Annotated in this window: 13 protein-coding genes; 8 read left to right on the top strand and 5 right to left on the bottom strand. The window is 60.8% G+C overall.

Features of this window, described 5'->3' with window-relative positions:
* Nucleotides 1-2: 2 nt before the first annotated feature.
* The 3 genes from ESZ00_RS05155 to ESZ00_RS05145 all read right to left on the bottom strand — a co-directional run bounded on the left by ESZ00_RS05155 (nucleotide 3) and on the right by ESZ00_RS05145 (nucleotide 2,438).
* Nucleotides 3-1,307 (bottom strand): alkaline phosphatase family protein, encoded by a 1,305-nt coding sequence (locus ESZ00_RS05155; RefSeq protein WP_129207077.1) that lies wholly within the window; start codon nucleotides 1,305-1,307, stop codon nucleotides 3-5.
* Nucleotides 1,308-1,615: 308 nt separating this feature from the next.
* The gene (locus tag ESZ00_RS05150) at nucleotides 1,616-1,948 is read right to left on the bottom strand and encodes a YegP family protein (protein WP_129207076.1); all 333 of its coding nucleotides are present in this window, start codon (nucleotides 1,946-1,948) and stop codon (nucleotides 1,616-1,618) included.
* 64 nt (nucleotides 1,949-2,012) lie between these two features.
* Entirely contained in the window at nucleotides 2,013-2,438 is a 426-nt protein-coding gene (locus tag ESZ00_RS05145; protein WP_129207075.1) for a YidB family protein, read from the bottom strand.
* Nucleotides 2,439-2,573: 135 nt separating this feature from the next.
* On the opposite strand from ESZ00_RS05145, the gene ESZ00_RS05140 reads away from it, so the two are divergent.
* Nucleotides 2,574-3,056, top strand: a complete 483-nt coding sequence (locus ESZ00_RS05140; RefSeq protein WP_229740969.1) for a DUF3761 domain-containing protein — start codon at nucleotides 2,574-2,576, stop codon at nucleotides 3,054-3,056.
* Between the two features lie 122 nt (nucleotides 3,057-3,178).
* Here ESZ00_RS05140 and ESZ00_RS05135 read toward each other — a convergent pair whose 3' ends face one another.
* Nucleotides 3,179-3,724 carry a DUF4337 domain-containing protein gene (locus ESZ00_RS05135; RefSeq protein ID WP_129207073.1) on the bottom strand — a complete coding sequence of 182 codons (546 nt, stop codon included), beginning with the start codon at nucleotides 3,722-3,724 and terminating at the stop codon, nucleotides 3,179-3,181.
* Between the two features lie 447 nt (nucleotides 3,725-4,171).
* Between ESZ00_RS05135 and ESZ00_RS05130 the strand changes: the two genes are divergently transcribed.
* Complete coding sequence (locus ESZ00_RS05130) at nucleotides 4,172-7,930, top strand: carboxypeptidase-like regulatory domain-containing protein (protein WP_240034494.1); 3,759 nt, start codon at nucleotides 4,172-4,174, stop codon at nucleotides 7,928-7,930.
* Between the two features lie 81 nt (nucleotides 7,931-8,011).
* Here ESZ00_RS05130 and ESZ00_RS05125 read toward each other — a convergent pair whose 3' ends face one another.
* Nucleotides 8,012-9,631: a family 43 glycosylhydrolase gene (locus ESZ00_RS05125; protein WP_129207072.1), complete on the bottom strand. Its 1,620-nt coding sequence runs from the start codon at nucleotides 9,629-9,631 to the stop codon at nucleotides 8,012-8,014.
* Nucleotides 9,632-9,727: 96 nt separating this feature from the next.
* Here ESZ00_RS05125 and ESZ00_RS05120 point away from each other — a divergent pair, with 96 nt between their 5' ends.
* From ESZ00_RS05120 to ESZ00_RS05095, 6 genes are all read left to right on the top strand, one after another.
* Nucleotides 9,728-10,678 carry a proline racemase family protein gene (locus tag ESZ00_RS05120; protein WP_129207071.1) on the top strand — a complete coding sequence of 317 codons (951 nt, stop codon included), beginning with the start codon at nucleotides 9,728-9,730 and terminating at the stop codon, nucleotides 10,676-10,678.
* 50 nt (nucleotides 10,679-10,728) lie between these two features.
* A complete protein-coding gene (locus tag ESZ00_RS05115; protein ID WP_129207070.1) occupies nucleotides 10,729-11,862 on the top strand; it encodes an NAD(P)/FAD-dependent oxidoreductase in 1,134 nt (377 codons plus the stop codon).
* Nucleotides 11,855-12,115, top strand: a complete 261-nt coding sequence (locus tag ESZ00_RS05110; protein ID WP_129207069.1) for a (2Fe-2S)-binding protein — start codon at nucleotides 11,855-11,857, stop codon at nucleotides 12,113-12,115. The genes ESZ00_RS05115 and ESZ00_RS05110 overlap by 8 nt, the downstream gene beginning before the upstream one ends.
* Nucleotides 12,112-13,440, top strand: a complete 1,329-nt coding sequence (locus ESZ00_RS05105) for an NAD(P)/FAD-dependent oxidoreductase (RefSeq protein ID WP_268235256.1) — start codon at nucleotides 12,112-12,114, stop codon at nucleotides 13,438-13,440. Before ESZ00_RS05110 ends, ESZ00_RS05105 begins: the two co-directional genes overlap by 4 nt.
* Nucleotides 13,437-14,351 carry a dihydrodipicolinate synthase family protein gene (locus ESZ00_RS05100; RefSeq protein WP_129207068.1) on the top strand — a complete coding sequence of 305 codons (915 nt, stop codon included), beginning with the start codon at nucleotides 13,437-13,439 and terminating at the stop codon, nucleotides 14,349-14,351. The genes ESZ00_RS05105 and ESZ00_RS05100 overlap by 4 nt, the downstream gene beginning before the upstream one ends.
* 70 nt (nucleotides 14,352-14,421) lie before the next feature.
* Nucleotides 14,422-15,612, top strand: a complete 1,191-nt coding sequence (locus tag ESZ00_RS05095; protein WP_129207067.1) for a glycoside hydrolase family 27 protein — start codon at nucleotides 14,422-14,424, stop codon at nucleotides 15,610-15,612.
* Nucleotides 15,613-15,637: the final 25 nt, after the last annotated feature.

Here is a 15,637-nt window from a genome sequence, read left to right as displayed (position 1 = left end):
CGTTACTGCTTAACCTCGTTGCTTGAAACTACGTCGCTCTTGAGCGCTCCCGAGAGCACGTTGGGGCTGCCGTCGATGGGCGGATTCTCGAGGCCGAGAATTGCGGTCACGAACGGATACACATTGATGTTCTCAAAAGGTTTGAGGGCGACGCCAGCGCGGATGTCCGGACCGGCGGCGAAGAAGATGGCACGCATTTCGGGCATCTGGGCCGGATCGTAGCCGTGCTCGCCGGCCATGGGCGGATGCACGGGCTGTCCCGGGTCAGGCGCATGGGCGCGGATGAGATAGGGTCCTTTGGGCACGATGACCGGGTCGCCCTCGCGGGCATTGCTGTCATAGTGCAGTCCGGCGGGCATCTTCGCGCGGCGATAGACCTCGAAGCGGGCATCGGCGGCCTTCAGTTTCTGATAGACGCGGTTGGCTTCAGCCTCGCTTGGCGCGTAGAGCAGAGGGCCGGCAGTCTCAAAGCCGTCGAGCGAGACGTATTGGTCGAGGTCGATCCAGTTGCCCTGGACGCGGGTCATGCCGTGATCGGAGACGACAATCAGATCGATGGGCAGGTGCAGGGCATCGAGCTTGCGATGCAGCTCTCCGATCAGTTCGTCGACACGGTGGACGGCCTCGGCCACCTGCTTTGAGTCAGGGCCGTATTCGTGGCCGGCATGGTCGACATCGGAGTAGTAGAGAGTGAGGAAGTGCGGGCGCTTCTCGGCGGGCAGCTGGAGCCACTGCACGATCTGGTCGATGCGCTGGTGCTCGTCGATGTGGTCGTCGAAGTGGAGGTAGTAGCTGGGGCGTTCGCCGGCGATTTCGGCCTCGGAACCGGGCCAGAAGAAGCAGGCGGAGCGCATGCCCTGTTTTTCTGCCAGCGACCAGAGCGGCACGCCGCCGTACCAGGAGCCGTCGGTGACCGCGTCCTGCTTGCCGAGGGCGTAGCGGGCGTTGCGGGCCGGGTCATAGAAGCTGTTGGCGACGATGCCGTGGTGCTCAGGATAGAGGCCGGTGACCAGTGTGTAGTGATTGGGAAAGGTCAGCGAGGGGTAGGACGGGATCATGCCGTCGGGCGCGCTGGCGCCTTCCTTCGCCAGCTCGAGAATGTGCGGGGCTCCATAGCGCTTCGCGTAATCCCAGCGGAAGCCATCGAGCGAGACCATGACGACATAGTGCTTCTGCTGCTGAGCTTCGGCCTCAGGACCGTGATCGGCAGTGACCACGGGAGTAACGAACTGCTGGGCATGGGCGAGGCATGCGGGTGGAACGAAAAGGAGCGCGGCGAGCGCGGCGCGGCGAAGGGCGGAGAGCATCAGGATATGCGACCTTTCCTCAAAAGCTTACAGGGCAGGGACCTGTGAGGAAAGGCCACTGCGTGGGGCAGATCGCCTTCGGCCTCCCGCTCCCGCTGGTCGCGATTTGGATGTGCTTTCCTGGCTTGAAAAAGAAGAAGGGTGTCCCACCCAAGCGAAGCTTGGGTGGGAAGGCATGGTCTTCACGGCTCCGTGGAGATTCCTGTTCCCCACTCAAACTAACTGCGGGCTTGAATGGGCCACCCGTGGTCACCGTGCGCGATCACGCGGGAGCGGAGGCCGAAGGCGGATTGCCCTGCGCGCAGCAGCTAGGTCAGGTCTTCGATTTCGGCTTCCGGTGCGTTATGCTTCACCGACTCGATGCCGTGCTCGCGCGCCTCGACGCTGTGGTAGCTCTGGCTGGCGCCGATGACCTCGCCGTTTCCGGCCTTCAGGTTGAAGCGGGGATGGCCGTTCTTGTCTTCCTTGCGTTCATAGTGCGCGTCGATGTGGGCATTCTTCTTGATGGAAGCGATGCCGTTTTCGGCACTGGCCTTGGCCTTGTAGAGCTCGCTGACCAGAATGGTTTCGCCGTTGCCGGCCTTGAGTACGAAACGGAACTCTCCGTCCGATGCTTTGCTCAGTACGAACTTTCCTGCCATGTCTTCTCCTTGAGAGTGGAATGATGGAGCAGCGTTCTGCGTACCTGGCTTACATTTTCAGGCTCTAGAGCAGCTTTCCGAGGACCGACTGCAGCATGGCGGCGGGATCGGCGCTGCCGCTGTTGGCTGCCGGCTGCCCGTCTTCGGTGACCACGCCGTTCGAGGTGGCATGGTGGACCAGCAGAGGCAGGACCGTGGCCAGGCTGGACTTCACCGTGTCAGGCGCGATGCCGGTCTTCTGGGCGATCGTGTCGATGATGCCGGAATTGCCGAGGCTGTTTTCGATCGCGGATGGATCGGCGGACTGAGTCTGGCCGCCGGCCCACTGCGAAACCAGCCCGCCGGCTCCGTTCTGCTGGAGAGTCTGCAGCAGAGAGCCCACGCCTCCGTTGTTTTGCACGACTTCAAGAAGACTGCTGGTGACAGCGGCGTGATCGCCATTGCCGGTATAGCTTTCTGTCACGGACTTCAGTGCATCAAAAAATCCCATTTGCCCTCCAGGCGTGAAACGCCAGAGAAATTCTCAAAGCTCCTCGCCAATTTGTCCAGCCGAATGTACGATGCCCTTGCTGCACGCACTTCACTTCAAAGTGATTAACAAGGTATTTACATGACAAAACGGAAAATGTACCTCGTAGTTATGCTGGCGGCGCTGTTTTCCACTCCGGCCCTGATGCACGCCCAGGCTCCCGCGGGATCTACCGGCCAGTGCAAGGACGGCACCTACACCAGCAATAAAACCAAGCGTGGCGCCTGCGGCGGCCACGGAGGAATCGGCACATGGTATGCCAGCTCCACGTCTTCGACCGCGGCTGCGCCTGCCAGTACTCCAGCCCTGGCCGCAAAGCCCGCTGCAGCCAGCACGCCCGCTCCGGCTGCAGCGGCTCCGGCTCCTGCCGCGGCTGCGAAAAGCAGCGCTGCAGCGAGAACCACTCCCGCTCCGGGCGGCGGTAATGGCCAGGTATGGGTTAACACCGACAGCCACGTTTATCACTGCTCCGGCACCCGGTGGTATGGCAAGACCAAGGCCGGCAAGTATGTAACCGAGGCGCAGGCCAAGGCCGAGGGCGACAAGCCTGCCTCCGGGAAAGCCTGCTCGGCGAACTAGGCGGCATTCGGGCAGGGAACTGCCCGCAGCTCTGTAGAGGATGAAAGCTGCGAAGGGCGGCAGATGCGATGCGTCTGCCGCCCTTGCTGTTTTTGCTTATCAGGAGAGATCGTATGCGGGCTTCAGCGAACCAGGAAGGCCCAGGCGGCGATGATCATGCCCGAGATGCCGAAGGCCATGCCCATCCACCAGTAAAAGCGCTGGCGGGTGAGCAGAGTAATTGAGGTGACAACCAGACCGATCTCGAGCAGCGCCTCGCCGAGATCGAAACGGTTGGCGTGACGCTCCAGGCGATGGACGGCCTCTTCGTGTTCATGAGCCTGGGTCTGCTCTTCGTTGAGGTCGTCGTTCCATTTCTCAAGATGCGACTTGTAGCCATCGACAATCTTCTTTGCCGCGTCGGGGTCGCGGATGGTGATTGCCGAGAGCATGTCGGCGGTGAGCTGGGTGTTGTACTGGCGGTTCTTCTTGGCCTGGTAGAGATTCCATTGATCGCTGGCACGGGCCTGCTCGAGGACCGCTTCCGTATGGGTGCGATGGCCGAGAACGGTGGTGATGGCGACCAGCACGGCCAGCACGCTCATGGTGAAGCTCACCGGGCGGAGGCTGGGATCGTGGGCGGCGTGTTCGTGCTCTTCCTGTAGTTCGTGCGCTTCGTTTGGTTCCATGACTGGTCGTATGGGCTGGCCGGGCGGGAAAAGCGCGGCCAGTCTTCCAAGCTCACCATATCAAACACGCGAGAATGTGGCCGGGCCTGTGGAAACGCTGCAGTTTCGGTGCAAAATCACAAAAATACGATTGTGTATTCATTTTCTGTTGACACCGGTTGGGAAAGTGGGCAAACGTAGTTGTACCCAAAACTGTATTTATTGCTGGGTCTCCTGAGGAAAGGTTTTCTGATGAGCAGCATCTTCCTGAGGCACGGCAAGCAGAGCAGGCAGTACGACTTCATTCAGGAGAATGACGCTATGCCCCGGAGCCATAACCGGACCTCAGATCCGGCAGCCGGTCTTACCCGGCCTTCGCAGGTCTCTCTTTGTCGGCTGGAAGATGCAAGCCGCCGGCAGTTTCGTTTCCCTTTCGTAATTCTGGCACTGGTGGCAGCCTGTCTCTGCTTGTCCGACGTTTCCGCCTGGGCGCAGGATATGGCCACCGGTGCACTGAATGTGACGGTACAGGATGCGTCGGGTGCGGTGGTGAACGGAGCGCAGCTGACGTTGCGCAATCTGGGCACCAACGACACGCGTAGGTCGGTAACCAAGGGCGATGGCAATGCTGTTCTTCCGTCACTGCCTCCAGCGCAATACACGCTGAGCGTTTCGAGGGACGGATTTGCGACCAGCGAGTATCCGCAGGTGACGATCCAGACCAGTCAGGTAACGAACCTGCGTGTGACGCTGGCTGTCGGGTCCTCGACACAGACGGTTTCGGTGAACAGCGATGAGACACCCCTGCTGGATACGACGAGCAATACGATTGCTACGACGGTGAACCTGAAGCAGGTGGAAGACCTGCCACTGCAGGGCCGCGATGTTACTTCGTTCGCGTTCATGGTTCCGGGCTCAGTGGACGGAGCGAACTTTAATAACCTGCCGGGTGGCGCCTTTAGTGCAGGCGCAAACGGATTTTCGATTATCACCAACCGCGATAAGAGCGCCGGCTACAGCGGCAATGGTCCGGTGATTCAGAACCGCATTGAAGATGTGCAGGAAATGACGGTGCAGACCAGCGAGCTTGATGCCTCGCAGGGTGGCACGGCGGCGATGAATATCAACTTCACCACGCGCAGCGGCACCAACCAGTTTCACGGCCGTCTGTTCGAGGATTACCGCAATGACGCTCTGAATGCGAACAGCTGGTACAACAACTATGTCGACCAGAACCGCTCGAAGGAGATCATCAACGACTTCGGTGGCAGCGTCGGCGGTCCCATCATCAAGGACAAGGCGTTCTTCTTCGTAAGCCTTGCCAACTTCCGTGAGCCGTCCAAGTTTACTGTCAGCACCGAGACTCCCACGGATGCGGCGGCGGCAGGTCTTTATTCGTATTACCCGGTTTTGGCCGACGGCTCGCAGTCGACGACGGCGAAGACCGTCAATGTGCTCGAAGGCGGCGCCTCTTCTGGCTGCTCTACCTGCACGGGCACGATCAATACGCTGATCGCACAGGACCTTGCCAACATCAAGGCGAGTGAGAGCGCGACAGGCGCGACGATGACGAACAACATCGATCTGAATCACAACCAGGTGAACTTCGCGAACAAAGAAAATATTGTCGAAAAGTTTCCGACACTGCGTCTGGACTACAACCTGACGCAGAACTTCCACCTGACCGGTGCGGTGAACGAATCGAACTACTACTCCACAGATTCGGGCGCGCCGCCGTATCCGGGTGCCTACTACGCAAACCAGGCGTATAGCTATCTGAACCGCAACTATCAGGCTGTAGCGGGCTTCGACTGGACGCTGAAACCGAATATGATCAACTCGTTCCGTGTTGGTTACCTCTATACGGCCACAACATGGAACTCACAGGGCATCGATACGCCGACAGCAAGCATGCTGGAGCAGGGTGACCTGGCCTTCGGTTTCGGGCTGACCTCAGGTGTGAACGGCTTCAACCAGCTCAGGCTCGGCTCGCTGTACCCGGTGCTTGGCGTGAAGGATGACACGACCTGGATTCACGGTAAACACTCGATCAGCTTCGGCGTGGAATCTTCGACGGAAATCGACCACTACTATAACCAGCAGTTTGTTCCGTACATCGGTGTCGACAGCATGGTGACCGGTGATCCGGCGCAGGATGGGGTAGACAACCTTGTCGCCAGCGATGGTCCGACTGGCGCGACCTCAGACGTGGAAGGTCTGTACGCTACTTTGACCGGTCGCATGACCTATTACAGTCTGGGCGAGTTTGTGAACGCCAAAACCAAGCAATTTCAGACAGGCCAGGCATTCAACCTGCACGAGCGTCTTAACCAGACTGCTTTCTTTATTGAGGATCAGTGGAAGGCGATGCCGACCCTGACGATCAATGCAGGCCTGCGCTGGGATCTGACCGGTACTTCAAAGGATGAGACCGGTTTCTATACGCATCCGGACATTCCTAACCTCTGGGGCCCGACGGCCGTGGGCGATATTTTCGATCCGGGCTCTTTGGGCGGTGTGCAGAATCCAGTGGAAGGACCGCACGCGACGGCCTACGCAGCTACCTATGTGCATCCGGAGCCCAATTTCGGCTTTGCGTGGAACCCGCGTGGGAACTCGGATGGCTGGCTGGGCAAGTTCCTGGGTGACGGCAAGACGGTGGTCCGCGGCAGCTTCACCTTCAAGAACTACACAGAAGGCGCGCAGAACTTCTGGAACTTCGGCTCGAATAACGGCGCGAATTTCAATACCTATTACTACGCGTATGGCAACACGCCTACGTCCAACGGTGTTCAGCCTGCAGGCTATTACACGGCCGGTACGGTTTCGCTGGGTGGCACGCTGCCGTCGTTGATTTCGACTTCGCCTTCGCCCTTCCAGTCGGTGATTCCGATGTCGTATCAAGCCTTCAGCGATACGTCATACTTCACCTTTGATCCACATATCCAGCAGCCATACGTGGAGTCCTGGACACTGGGCATTCAGCGCGAGCTGAACCATAACAATGTGCTGGAAGTGCGCTACCTGGGCAACGTGGCGAAGCGCCAGTGGATGCCCTCGAACTACAACGAGACCAACATCTTTGAAAACGGTTTTCTGTCCGAGTTCAAGAAGGCGCAGGCCAACCTGGCTGCGTCGGGCGGCACCAGCTTTGCAGGGAACAATCTGCCGATCATGACCCAGGCTTTCGCGGCTGCGGGCGGCAGCTCAAATTTCACCAGCAGTGCCTTTATTACAGACCTGAAGCAGGGCCAGGTGGGTGCCTTTGCCGGAACACTGGCAGGTAATGAGACCTACCTCTGCTCGCTGGTGGGTGCAAGCTGGAGCCCGTGCGGTAGCACGGGCGGCAGCTACCCGATCAACTTCTTTCAGGAAAATCCCTTCGCCGCCGGCGCTGAGATTCTGGAGATGAAGGCGCAGGGATTCTCCAACTACAACTCGCTACAGGTGGACTTTCGCCAGAACGCGTGGCATGGCATGCAGTTCGATGCCAACTACACATTGGCAAAATCGCTGGGTACCAGCATCCAGGGCAGCTCAGCTCCGGGTGTATACGGTGGGCGCTCGAACAGCGCACCTGCCTACTACACGGAGCGCAACCATAGCCTGAACTACTTCCCCAGCTCCTTTGATGTGCGCAACATCCTTCACCTGAGCGGCACCTACGACCTGCCATTCGGTCGCGGACGCCAGTTCTTCAACAATAACCGCCTGCTCAACAGCGCTATCGGCGGCTGGACAGTGGGCACGATCCTCACCTATTCGGGCGGCGATCCATTCCTGTTCACCGGCGGCACCTACACCTTCAATAGCCAGAGCGATTCGGGTATCGACCTCACGAACGTGACGGTGAAGCAGCTGCAGCACCAGATCCATCCCCGCTACAACACGGGACATCCGTGGGTGAACATGTTCGACTCGAAGTACATCGCGTCGTCGGGCATTGCCAATGGGGAATACATCAGCCCGCATGAGACGGCCGGTACCTTTGGTCAGTTTGTGTGGCTGCATGCTCCGAAGTGGATCAACACGGATATGTCGGTGAACAAGACGATTCCGCTGACGCATGGCGTGACCTTCAAGATGCAGGGCGAGTTCCTGAACGCCTTCAATCACACGGCGTGGGGCGGCATGAACACCGCGGTCCAGAGCACCTCCTTCGGCAGCACCACGACCACTATGAACAATCCCCGTAACATCGAACTTCGAGCTAACTTCGAATTCTGATGCGTCGGGAGTAACAAGGCCGCAATCACTGCAAGGTGGTTGCGGCCTTTCTTTTTACTTCTTGTCTTTTCCTTGTTGTGTTCAGCGATTCGAGGTGCTGCCGCAGCTTTCGGAAGCGGTGGGCGGCGCAGGGAGTTGGCTGTGCGGGATTGCTTTGGGCGCCAGTGCTTCCCACTCTTCGACCGCTACGGCGGCGTGTTGCTGGTCGTCTCCGGAAGCATCGAAGATAGCGCGGAGGCAGCGGGTGGTGACGGGATCGAAGCCGACGGCGGCGAAGTGGCCGGGATCGGCCGTGTAGGCGGAGGGATGCGGAACAGGATGCCATGCACCATCGCGCCAGTATTCGAGATGCCAGGCCTTCGGCGGAGCGACGCCCTCGTTCGCGCCGGCGGGGTGATCGGTCCAAAAGACGATGCGGCTGCCGTTGAGGGTGACGGGCGCGGCCCAGGTGTACTGGAGCCATTGCTGCGGCGGATTGTGCGGCGTCCAGGTGGCCCACATGTCGGGCGGGAGCGGGTTCTCGCGCACGATGCCGTCGTTGACGGCGGCGATCCAGTATTGCAGCGGCACCGGTTCGTTCGAGGCGCTGGGATGCGCGGCGGGCGCGAGGTTGCGGCTGGGCGCGGGCGGCGCCGAGGGTGCATGCGTGGGCATGACCTTGAGGATGCGTGGTGGCGTGACAGTGTCATCCCACTGCATCTTGTCGATGGCGACGCTGCGGCGGAAATGGCCGCCTCCTTTGGCGTCTGCCGTGTGATAGATGAGGTACCACTGGCCTTTGAAGGCGATGGCGCCGGGGTGCGAGGTGGTGGAGGAGACGGGATCGAGGATGACGCCCTGCCAGGTCCACGGGCCGGTGGGCGCGGGCGCGGTGCCGTATTCAATGCATGCGTGATAGACGGCCGGCGTGCAGGGCGAATCCGGGCCTGCCTGGTTGCCGGCGTAGATCATGTAATAGGTACGGTTACGTTTCATGATCCATGGCGCTTCGAAGAAGCCGGTGAGTCCATGAACAGGGAATTCCTTGCCTGCGGGCGTGATCATGTCCGGCTTGAGCTCCATGCCGAGCAGGCGGCCGAAGGTCCCCCAGTAGAGCCAGACGCGGCCATCGTCGTCGATCATGATGGTCGGGTCGATGTTCTGGATGTGATCGGGCTCGGGCACGGACTGGCTGACGATGGGGCCCGAGGGATGTGCATCCTTCCATGGGCCGAGCGGCGAGTCCGATACTGCGACGCCGATGGCGAAGGTGTCTTCATTCGTACTGTTGGCCTCTTGCACCGGAGCATAAAGATAGAAGCGGTGATCGGGCCCTTCGATGATCTGGCCGGCGTAGGCGCGATCAGGCGCGGCCCAGGCGAAGACCTCGTGCGGCCTGAGGATGCCGGGGTAATGAAGCCAATGGCCCGATGCCACATCTTTGGTAGAGAAGATCTGCCACTCGTTCATGATGAAATCATTCACATTTGGAGGGGCCTCATCGCGGCCGGCCAGGATGTACAGCGTGTCGCCGGCGACCAGCGGGGCCGGATCTGCGGAGTAGTAGGAGCCATCGGAAAGGATAGGGTTTCCGCGGCTTTCGATTGGCTGCGGTGCGGGCACCTGCTGCCCGAGAGCCGTAGCGGAAAGAGGGCTGGCAAGCGTTGCAGCCAGGGCCAGTGGAAGCAGCGCGGGGCGAAGCGGGATGGGTCGTCTGGTCATGATTTCGTGTGGGATCTCGCGCATCGATATTCGGTACGAAGAATTATCACAACAATGTATTCAAAATCGTAGACAATTTCAGTTAGGATTCTCGATATGGCTTTGCCAAAGATGGTTCATGTTGTTGACTCTCATACAGAGGGCGAACCCACCCGTGTGGTGCTGGACGGGGGGCCTGATTTGGGCGGTGGGCCGCTCGCAGAACGGCTGCGGCGCTTTCGCGAGGAGTATGACGGCTTTCGTTCCGGTGTGATCTGCGAGCCGCGCGGTTCTGAGGTGGTGGTGGGCGCGCTCTTGCTTGATCCTGAGCACGCAGACTCGACCGCAGCGGTGATCTATTTCAATGACGTGGGTTACCTGGGTATGTGTGGACACGGCACGATCGGACTGGTGACGACGCTGGCGCACCTGGGGCGCATCAAGCCTGGCGCGCACAGAATTGAGACCCCGGTGGGTACGGTCCTGGCCTGTCTGCACGAGGATGGATCGGTGACGGTGCAGAATGTGCCGAGCCGGCGCTATCGCGCGGCGGTGCCGGTGGACGTGCCGGGATATGGACGCTTCGTGGGCGATATCGCGTGGGGTGGAAACTGGTTTTTCCTCATCGGTGATCATTCCTACGAGATCAAGGCTTCGAACCGCGAGCAGCTGATGGCGGTGACGACGGCGATCCGCACGGCGCTGCGCGAGCAGGGTATTACGGGCGAGGACGGTGGTGAGATCGACCACATCGAGTTGTTTGCCGAACCGGGCGATGCGGCGAACTCATCACGGAACTTTGTGCTGTGTCCGGGCGCGGCCTTCGACCGCTCACCATGCGGTACGGGGACGAGCGCGAAGATGGCCTGTCTTTATGCCGACGGCAAGCTCAAGCCGGGTGCCATCTGGCGGCAGGAGAGCGTGCTGGGCACAGTCTTCCAGGGCGCGGTGATCGAGGGGGAAGACGAACAGGTGATCCCGAGCATTCGCGGGCGGGCGTGGATTACGGCTGAGTCGAGGCTGATCTTTGCCGATGACGATCCATTTGCACAGGGGATTTTGTTTTAGATCGCGGTATACGACGGAATTCAAGCTGCAATCTTTGACATAAAAGAGAAATGGCAATTTTTGATGTAGTGATAGTTGGGGCCGGAATTGTGGGGTCGGCGATTGCGCGGGAGTCTGCGCGAGCCGGCCTGCGCACGGCGGTAATCGAAGAAAAGGTGCCGGGCTCGGGTATTACAGCCGCGGGCATGGGGCACCTTGTCGTGATGGACGATTCCCCGGCGCAGCTTGCGTTGACGACATTCTCGCGCGAGCTGTGGCAGCAGGAGCGGGAGACGCTGCCTGCTTCGATCGAGTTCGAGTCGCGCGGGACATTGTGGGTCGCATCCGACGAGGAAGAGATGAAGGAGGTCCATGCCAAACGCGCCACCTATGAGAAAGCGGGTGTGGCGAGCGAGGTGCTGGACGCGAAGACAGTAGCTGCGGTTGAGCCAAATCTGCGCCCCGGTCTTGCCGGTGGGCTGCGCGTGCCGGAGGATGCGGTGGTCTATCCGCCTGCGGCAGCCGCGCATTTTCTCTCGGATGCGCAGCATCACGGAGCGAAGCTGGTGCAGGGCCGCGCAGCGGCCGCAGGCAAGGGTGAAGTTGTGCTGGCCAACAGCGCAAAGCTGCAGGCCGAGCGCATTGTGCTGGCAGCGGGTGCGGATATTTCGCTACTGCCACAGTTACCGATACAAAAGCGCAAGGGGCATCTGCTCATTACCGACCGCTATCCGGGGTTTGCGCATCATCAGCTCGTGGAGCTTGGATATCTGAAGAGCGCACATAAGCTCACGGATGAGTCGGTGGCGTTCAATCTACAGCCGCGGCAGACAGGGCAGATGCTGATCGGCTCCTCGCGGCAGTTCGGAAAGGTCGATCCTGCAGCGGAGCCACGCATGTTGCGCCTGATGCTGGAGCGGGCGATTAAATATATGCCGAAGCTCGCAGCATTGTCGGCAATCCGCGCGTGGACGGGCTTTCGCGCTTCTACTGACGATAAGTTGCCGCTGATCGGTCCTGCCGAGGCGATTACGGATGATCCTTCACTGTGGCTGGCAATGGGCTTCGAGGGGCTGGGCATCACGAATGCTCCAGGCGCGGCGCGGCTGCTGGTAGATCAGCTGCTGGGGAATCATTCGGCGCTGGATGTGACGCCGTTTCTTCCGGCGCGTCTTGCTGTGAAGAAGGAGACGGAGCATGCCTGAGACGGTGAGGCTGACGATCAACGGCGAAGCCGTTGAAGTACCTTCGGGCACGCGTGTGGCCGCGGCGATGTTGCTGGCCGGTGCGGTGTGCCGCACTTCGGTGAGTGGGGAACCGCGGACGGCGCTCTGCGGCATGGGTATCTGCATGGAGTGCCGCGCAGTAGTGAACGGCGTTCCACAGACGAAGACCTGCCAGCTTGCCTGCCAGCCTGGCATGTCTGTCGAAACGCAGCAGGGGGAGACATGGCGATGAGCGATGAGCTGAACATGTTCATCAAGCCTCAGCCTCTGACGCAGATTGCGGACGTTGTGGTGGTGGGCGCGGGGCCGGCAGGCATCGCTGCTGCTACCGCTGCTTCACGTTGTGGGCGCAGCGTGCTGGTCATCGACGATAACCCGGCACCGGGTGGACAGATCTGGCGGCAGGGGCTGCCGTCGCAGCGAAAGTTCGACGCTGATGGCGTGACGCGGGATCGCGCCGTGGAGCAGATGCTTGCGGCTGGCGTGCGCGTGGCCAGCGGCTGCCGCGTGATCGATGCACCGGATCGTGCGACGCTGCGGGCCTATCGGGAAGAAGATGGCGCTGTGCTGCATGTGCTCTACGGCAAGTTGATTCTTGCCACGGGCGCGCGCGAGCGGTTTCTGCCGTTTCCGGGATGGACGCTGCCGGGTGTCTTTGGCGCAGGCGGATTGCAGGCGCTGGTGAAGGGCGGCTATGAGGTCGCGGGTAAGCGCGTCGTTGTTGCCGGTACCGGCCCTCTGTTGCTGGCGGTTGCGGCGCATCTGCATGACTACGGCGCAAAGGTGGTCGCGATGGCCGAGCAGGCTCCGGCGTGGAAGCTGGCGGCTTTCAGCGCGACGATGCTGACGAATCCATCGAAGCTGATGCAGGGCGCGGGCTATCGCGGGCGTGTGATCGGCACGCCGTATCAGGCAGGCACGTGGCCGATGGCGGCTATTGCCGGCGAAGGTGGCCTGCTGCGCGCGGTGAAGCTGAGCAACGGCAAAAAGACATGGGAAGTCGCGTGCGATATGCTCGCGTGCGGCTTCCATCTGGTGCCGAACACCGAACTGGCTGCGCTGCTGGGCTGCGAGCTGCGCGGTGACTTTGTGAAGGTCGATGCGAACCAGCAGACATCGCAGCAGGGAATTTACTGCGCGGGCGAGCCGACGGGTATCGGCGGTCTTGACGCCGCTCTGGCCGAGGGTGAGATTGCTGGTCTTGCGGCGGCTGGCCAGCCGACGACGCATCTGCAGAAGCGTGCCGAGGCGGGACGGAAGTTTGCGGCGGGACTGGAGCGCACGTTTGCGCTGCGGCCCGAACTGCGCACCCTGGCCGCGCCGGATACGGTCTTCTGCCGTTGCGAGGATGTGCAGACAGCGAGCCTGGCCGGGCACCATAGCTGGACAGAGGCCAAGCTGCAAACGCGCTGCGGCATGGGGCCCTGCCAGGGCCGCATCTGCGGTCCGGCCGCGGAGGTCGTCTTCGGATGGAAGAACGCCTCGGTGCGGCAACCGATTTTTCCCACACCCGTGGGAGCACTTTGTTCGAACGATTCGATTGAGGAGAACGCATGAACTGGTATGGCGTAATGCCTGCAATGACGACTGCTTTCACGGAAGACCTGAAGGTCGACCATAAATTTCTGGCGCGCCACGCTGCATGGCTGCTGGGCACCGGCTGCACCGGCCTGGTGATGCTCGGCTCGCTGGGCGAAGGTGCGACGCTGACGCATGAGGAGAAGGTTGCGATCCTGAAGACGGCTGTTTCCGTCGCCGGTGACAAGCCTGTGGTTGCGGCGATCTCTGCGCTTTCGACTGAGGCTGCTGTTGCTCTGGCGAAGGACGCCGAAGCTGCCGGCTGCTCGGGCCTGATGGTGCTGCCGCCGTATGTGTACACCTCCGACTGGCGCGAGATGAAGGCGCACGTGGTTGCGATCCTGAAAGCAACCAAGCTCTCGTGCATGCTCTACAACAATCCCATTGCCTACAAGACGGATTTCCTGCCCGATCAGATCGCCGAGCTGGCTGCGGAGTATCCGAACCTGGCCGCAGTGAAGGAGTCGAGCGCGGATGTGCGGCGCGTCTCCTGGATCAAGGCGCTGCTGGGCGATCGCCTCAAGATCTTTGTCGGCGTGGATGACGCGCTGGTCGAGGGTGTGGCAGCGGGTGCGACCGGTTGGGTTGCGGGCCTGGTGAATGCGTATCCGGCCGAGTCGGTCGAGCTGTTCAACCTCGCCATTGCGGGCAAGACGAAGGAAGCCTTCGAGCTGTACAAGTGGTTCCTACCGCTGTTGCGCATGGATACCGTGCCCAAGTTCGTGCAGCTGATCAAGTGGGTGCAGGAGCAGGCTGGCGTGGGTTCGCAGGTAGTGCGTGCGCCGCGTCTGGTCATCACAGGCGCAGAGCTGGAAGAGGCGACCGCGACCTACAAGACTGCCGTGGCCGCTCGCCCCAAGGTCGAAGAGAAGCCGCTTTCGAGCTTTTAATTTGTAACGATAACCCGGAGGTATCTCGCTGCCTCCGGGTTTCCATTTCTTTGTTTGAGTAAGGATCTGCATGCGCGCTGTAGCTCTGCTCTCTGCCTTTGTTCTGTCTTCGGCTGTGATGACGACACTGCCTGCCACGGCCGCGGCCGACACCACGTTGGCGGCCACGCCGCCGATGGGTTGGAACAGCTGGAACCACTTCGCCGATAAGGTCGACGACAAGACCATTCGCGAAACGGCGGATCTGATGGTCTCAACCGGTATGCGCGATGCAGGCTACGTGTACGTGAACATCGACGACACGTGGGAGGGCGAGCGCGACGCCGAGGGGCACATCCATCCCAACAAGAAGTTCCCCGACATGAAGGCGCTGGCGGATTACGTGCATTCGAAGGGGCTGAAGCTCGGCATTTATTCTTCGCCGGGCATGAAGACCTGCGCGGGCTATCCGGGCTCGTATGGGCATGAGCAGGACGATGCGAACACCTACGCAGCGTGGGGCATCGACTATCTCAAATATGACCTGTGCTCCTATACAGAACAGCTCTCCCAGCAGGCCGGGCACGATCATGACAAGTCGCGCGAAGTGATGCTCGCGGTCTACACGAAGATGCATGACGCGCTCCAGAAAACCGGCCGCCCCATCGTGCTGAGCCTCTGCCAGTATGGCTGGGAGGCGGTGTGGCGCTGGGGTGGAGATGCGGGCGGCAACCTGTGGCGCACTACCGGCGATATCGAGGATAACTACGATTCGATGGCGAAGATCGGCTTCGGCCAGGCGGGCTTGAGCCCCTTCGCGGGGCCTGGGCACTGGAACGATCCGGACATGCTGGAGATCGGCAACGGCGGCATGAAGGATGCGGAGTATCGCACGCATATGAGCCTGTGGTCGCTGCTGGCCGCGCCGCTGCTCGCGGGCAATGACCTGACGAAGATGACGCCGGAGACGAAGGCGATTTTGTTGAATCGCGAAGTAATTGCGGTCGATCAGGATGCGGCAGGACACCAGGGTGACCGCGTGTATACCGAGGGTCCGCTAGAAGTATGGACGAAGCCGCTGGCTGATGGCAGCAAGGCGGTTGCGGTCTTCAATCGCTGGACAATGCCGCTGAAGCTCGACGTGCCGCTGGAGCGGCTGGGCTTCATCGGTACCGTGCAGGCACGCGATCTGTGGGCGCACAGCGATCTGCCTGCGATGACTGGCACCTGGCATGCCGCAGTGCCACCGCATGGCGTGGTCATGCTGCGCGTTCGTCAGTGAATTTTGGTTCTGAACTACGGGGTTA

Origin of the sequence: Silvibacterium dinghuense (assembly GCF_004123295.1) — a bacterium.
Classification (GTDB): domain Bacteria; phylum Acidobacteriota; class Terriglobia; order Terriglobales; family Acidobacteriaceae; genus Silvibacterium; species Silvibacterium dinghuense.
Note: the sequence above shows the minus strand (reverse complement) of the source record. Positions and strands in the feature narration are given on the sequence as shown.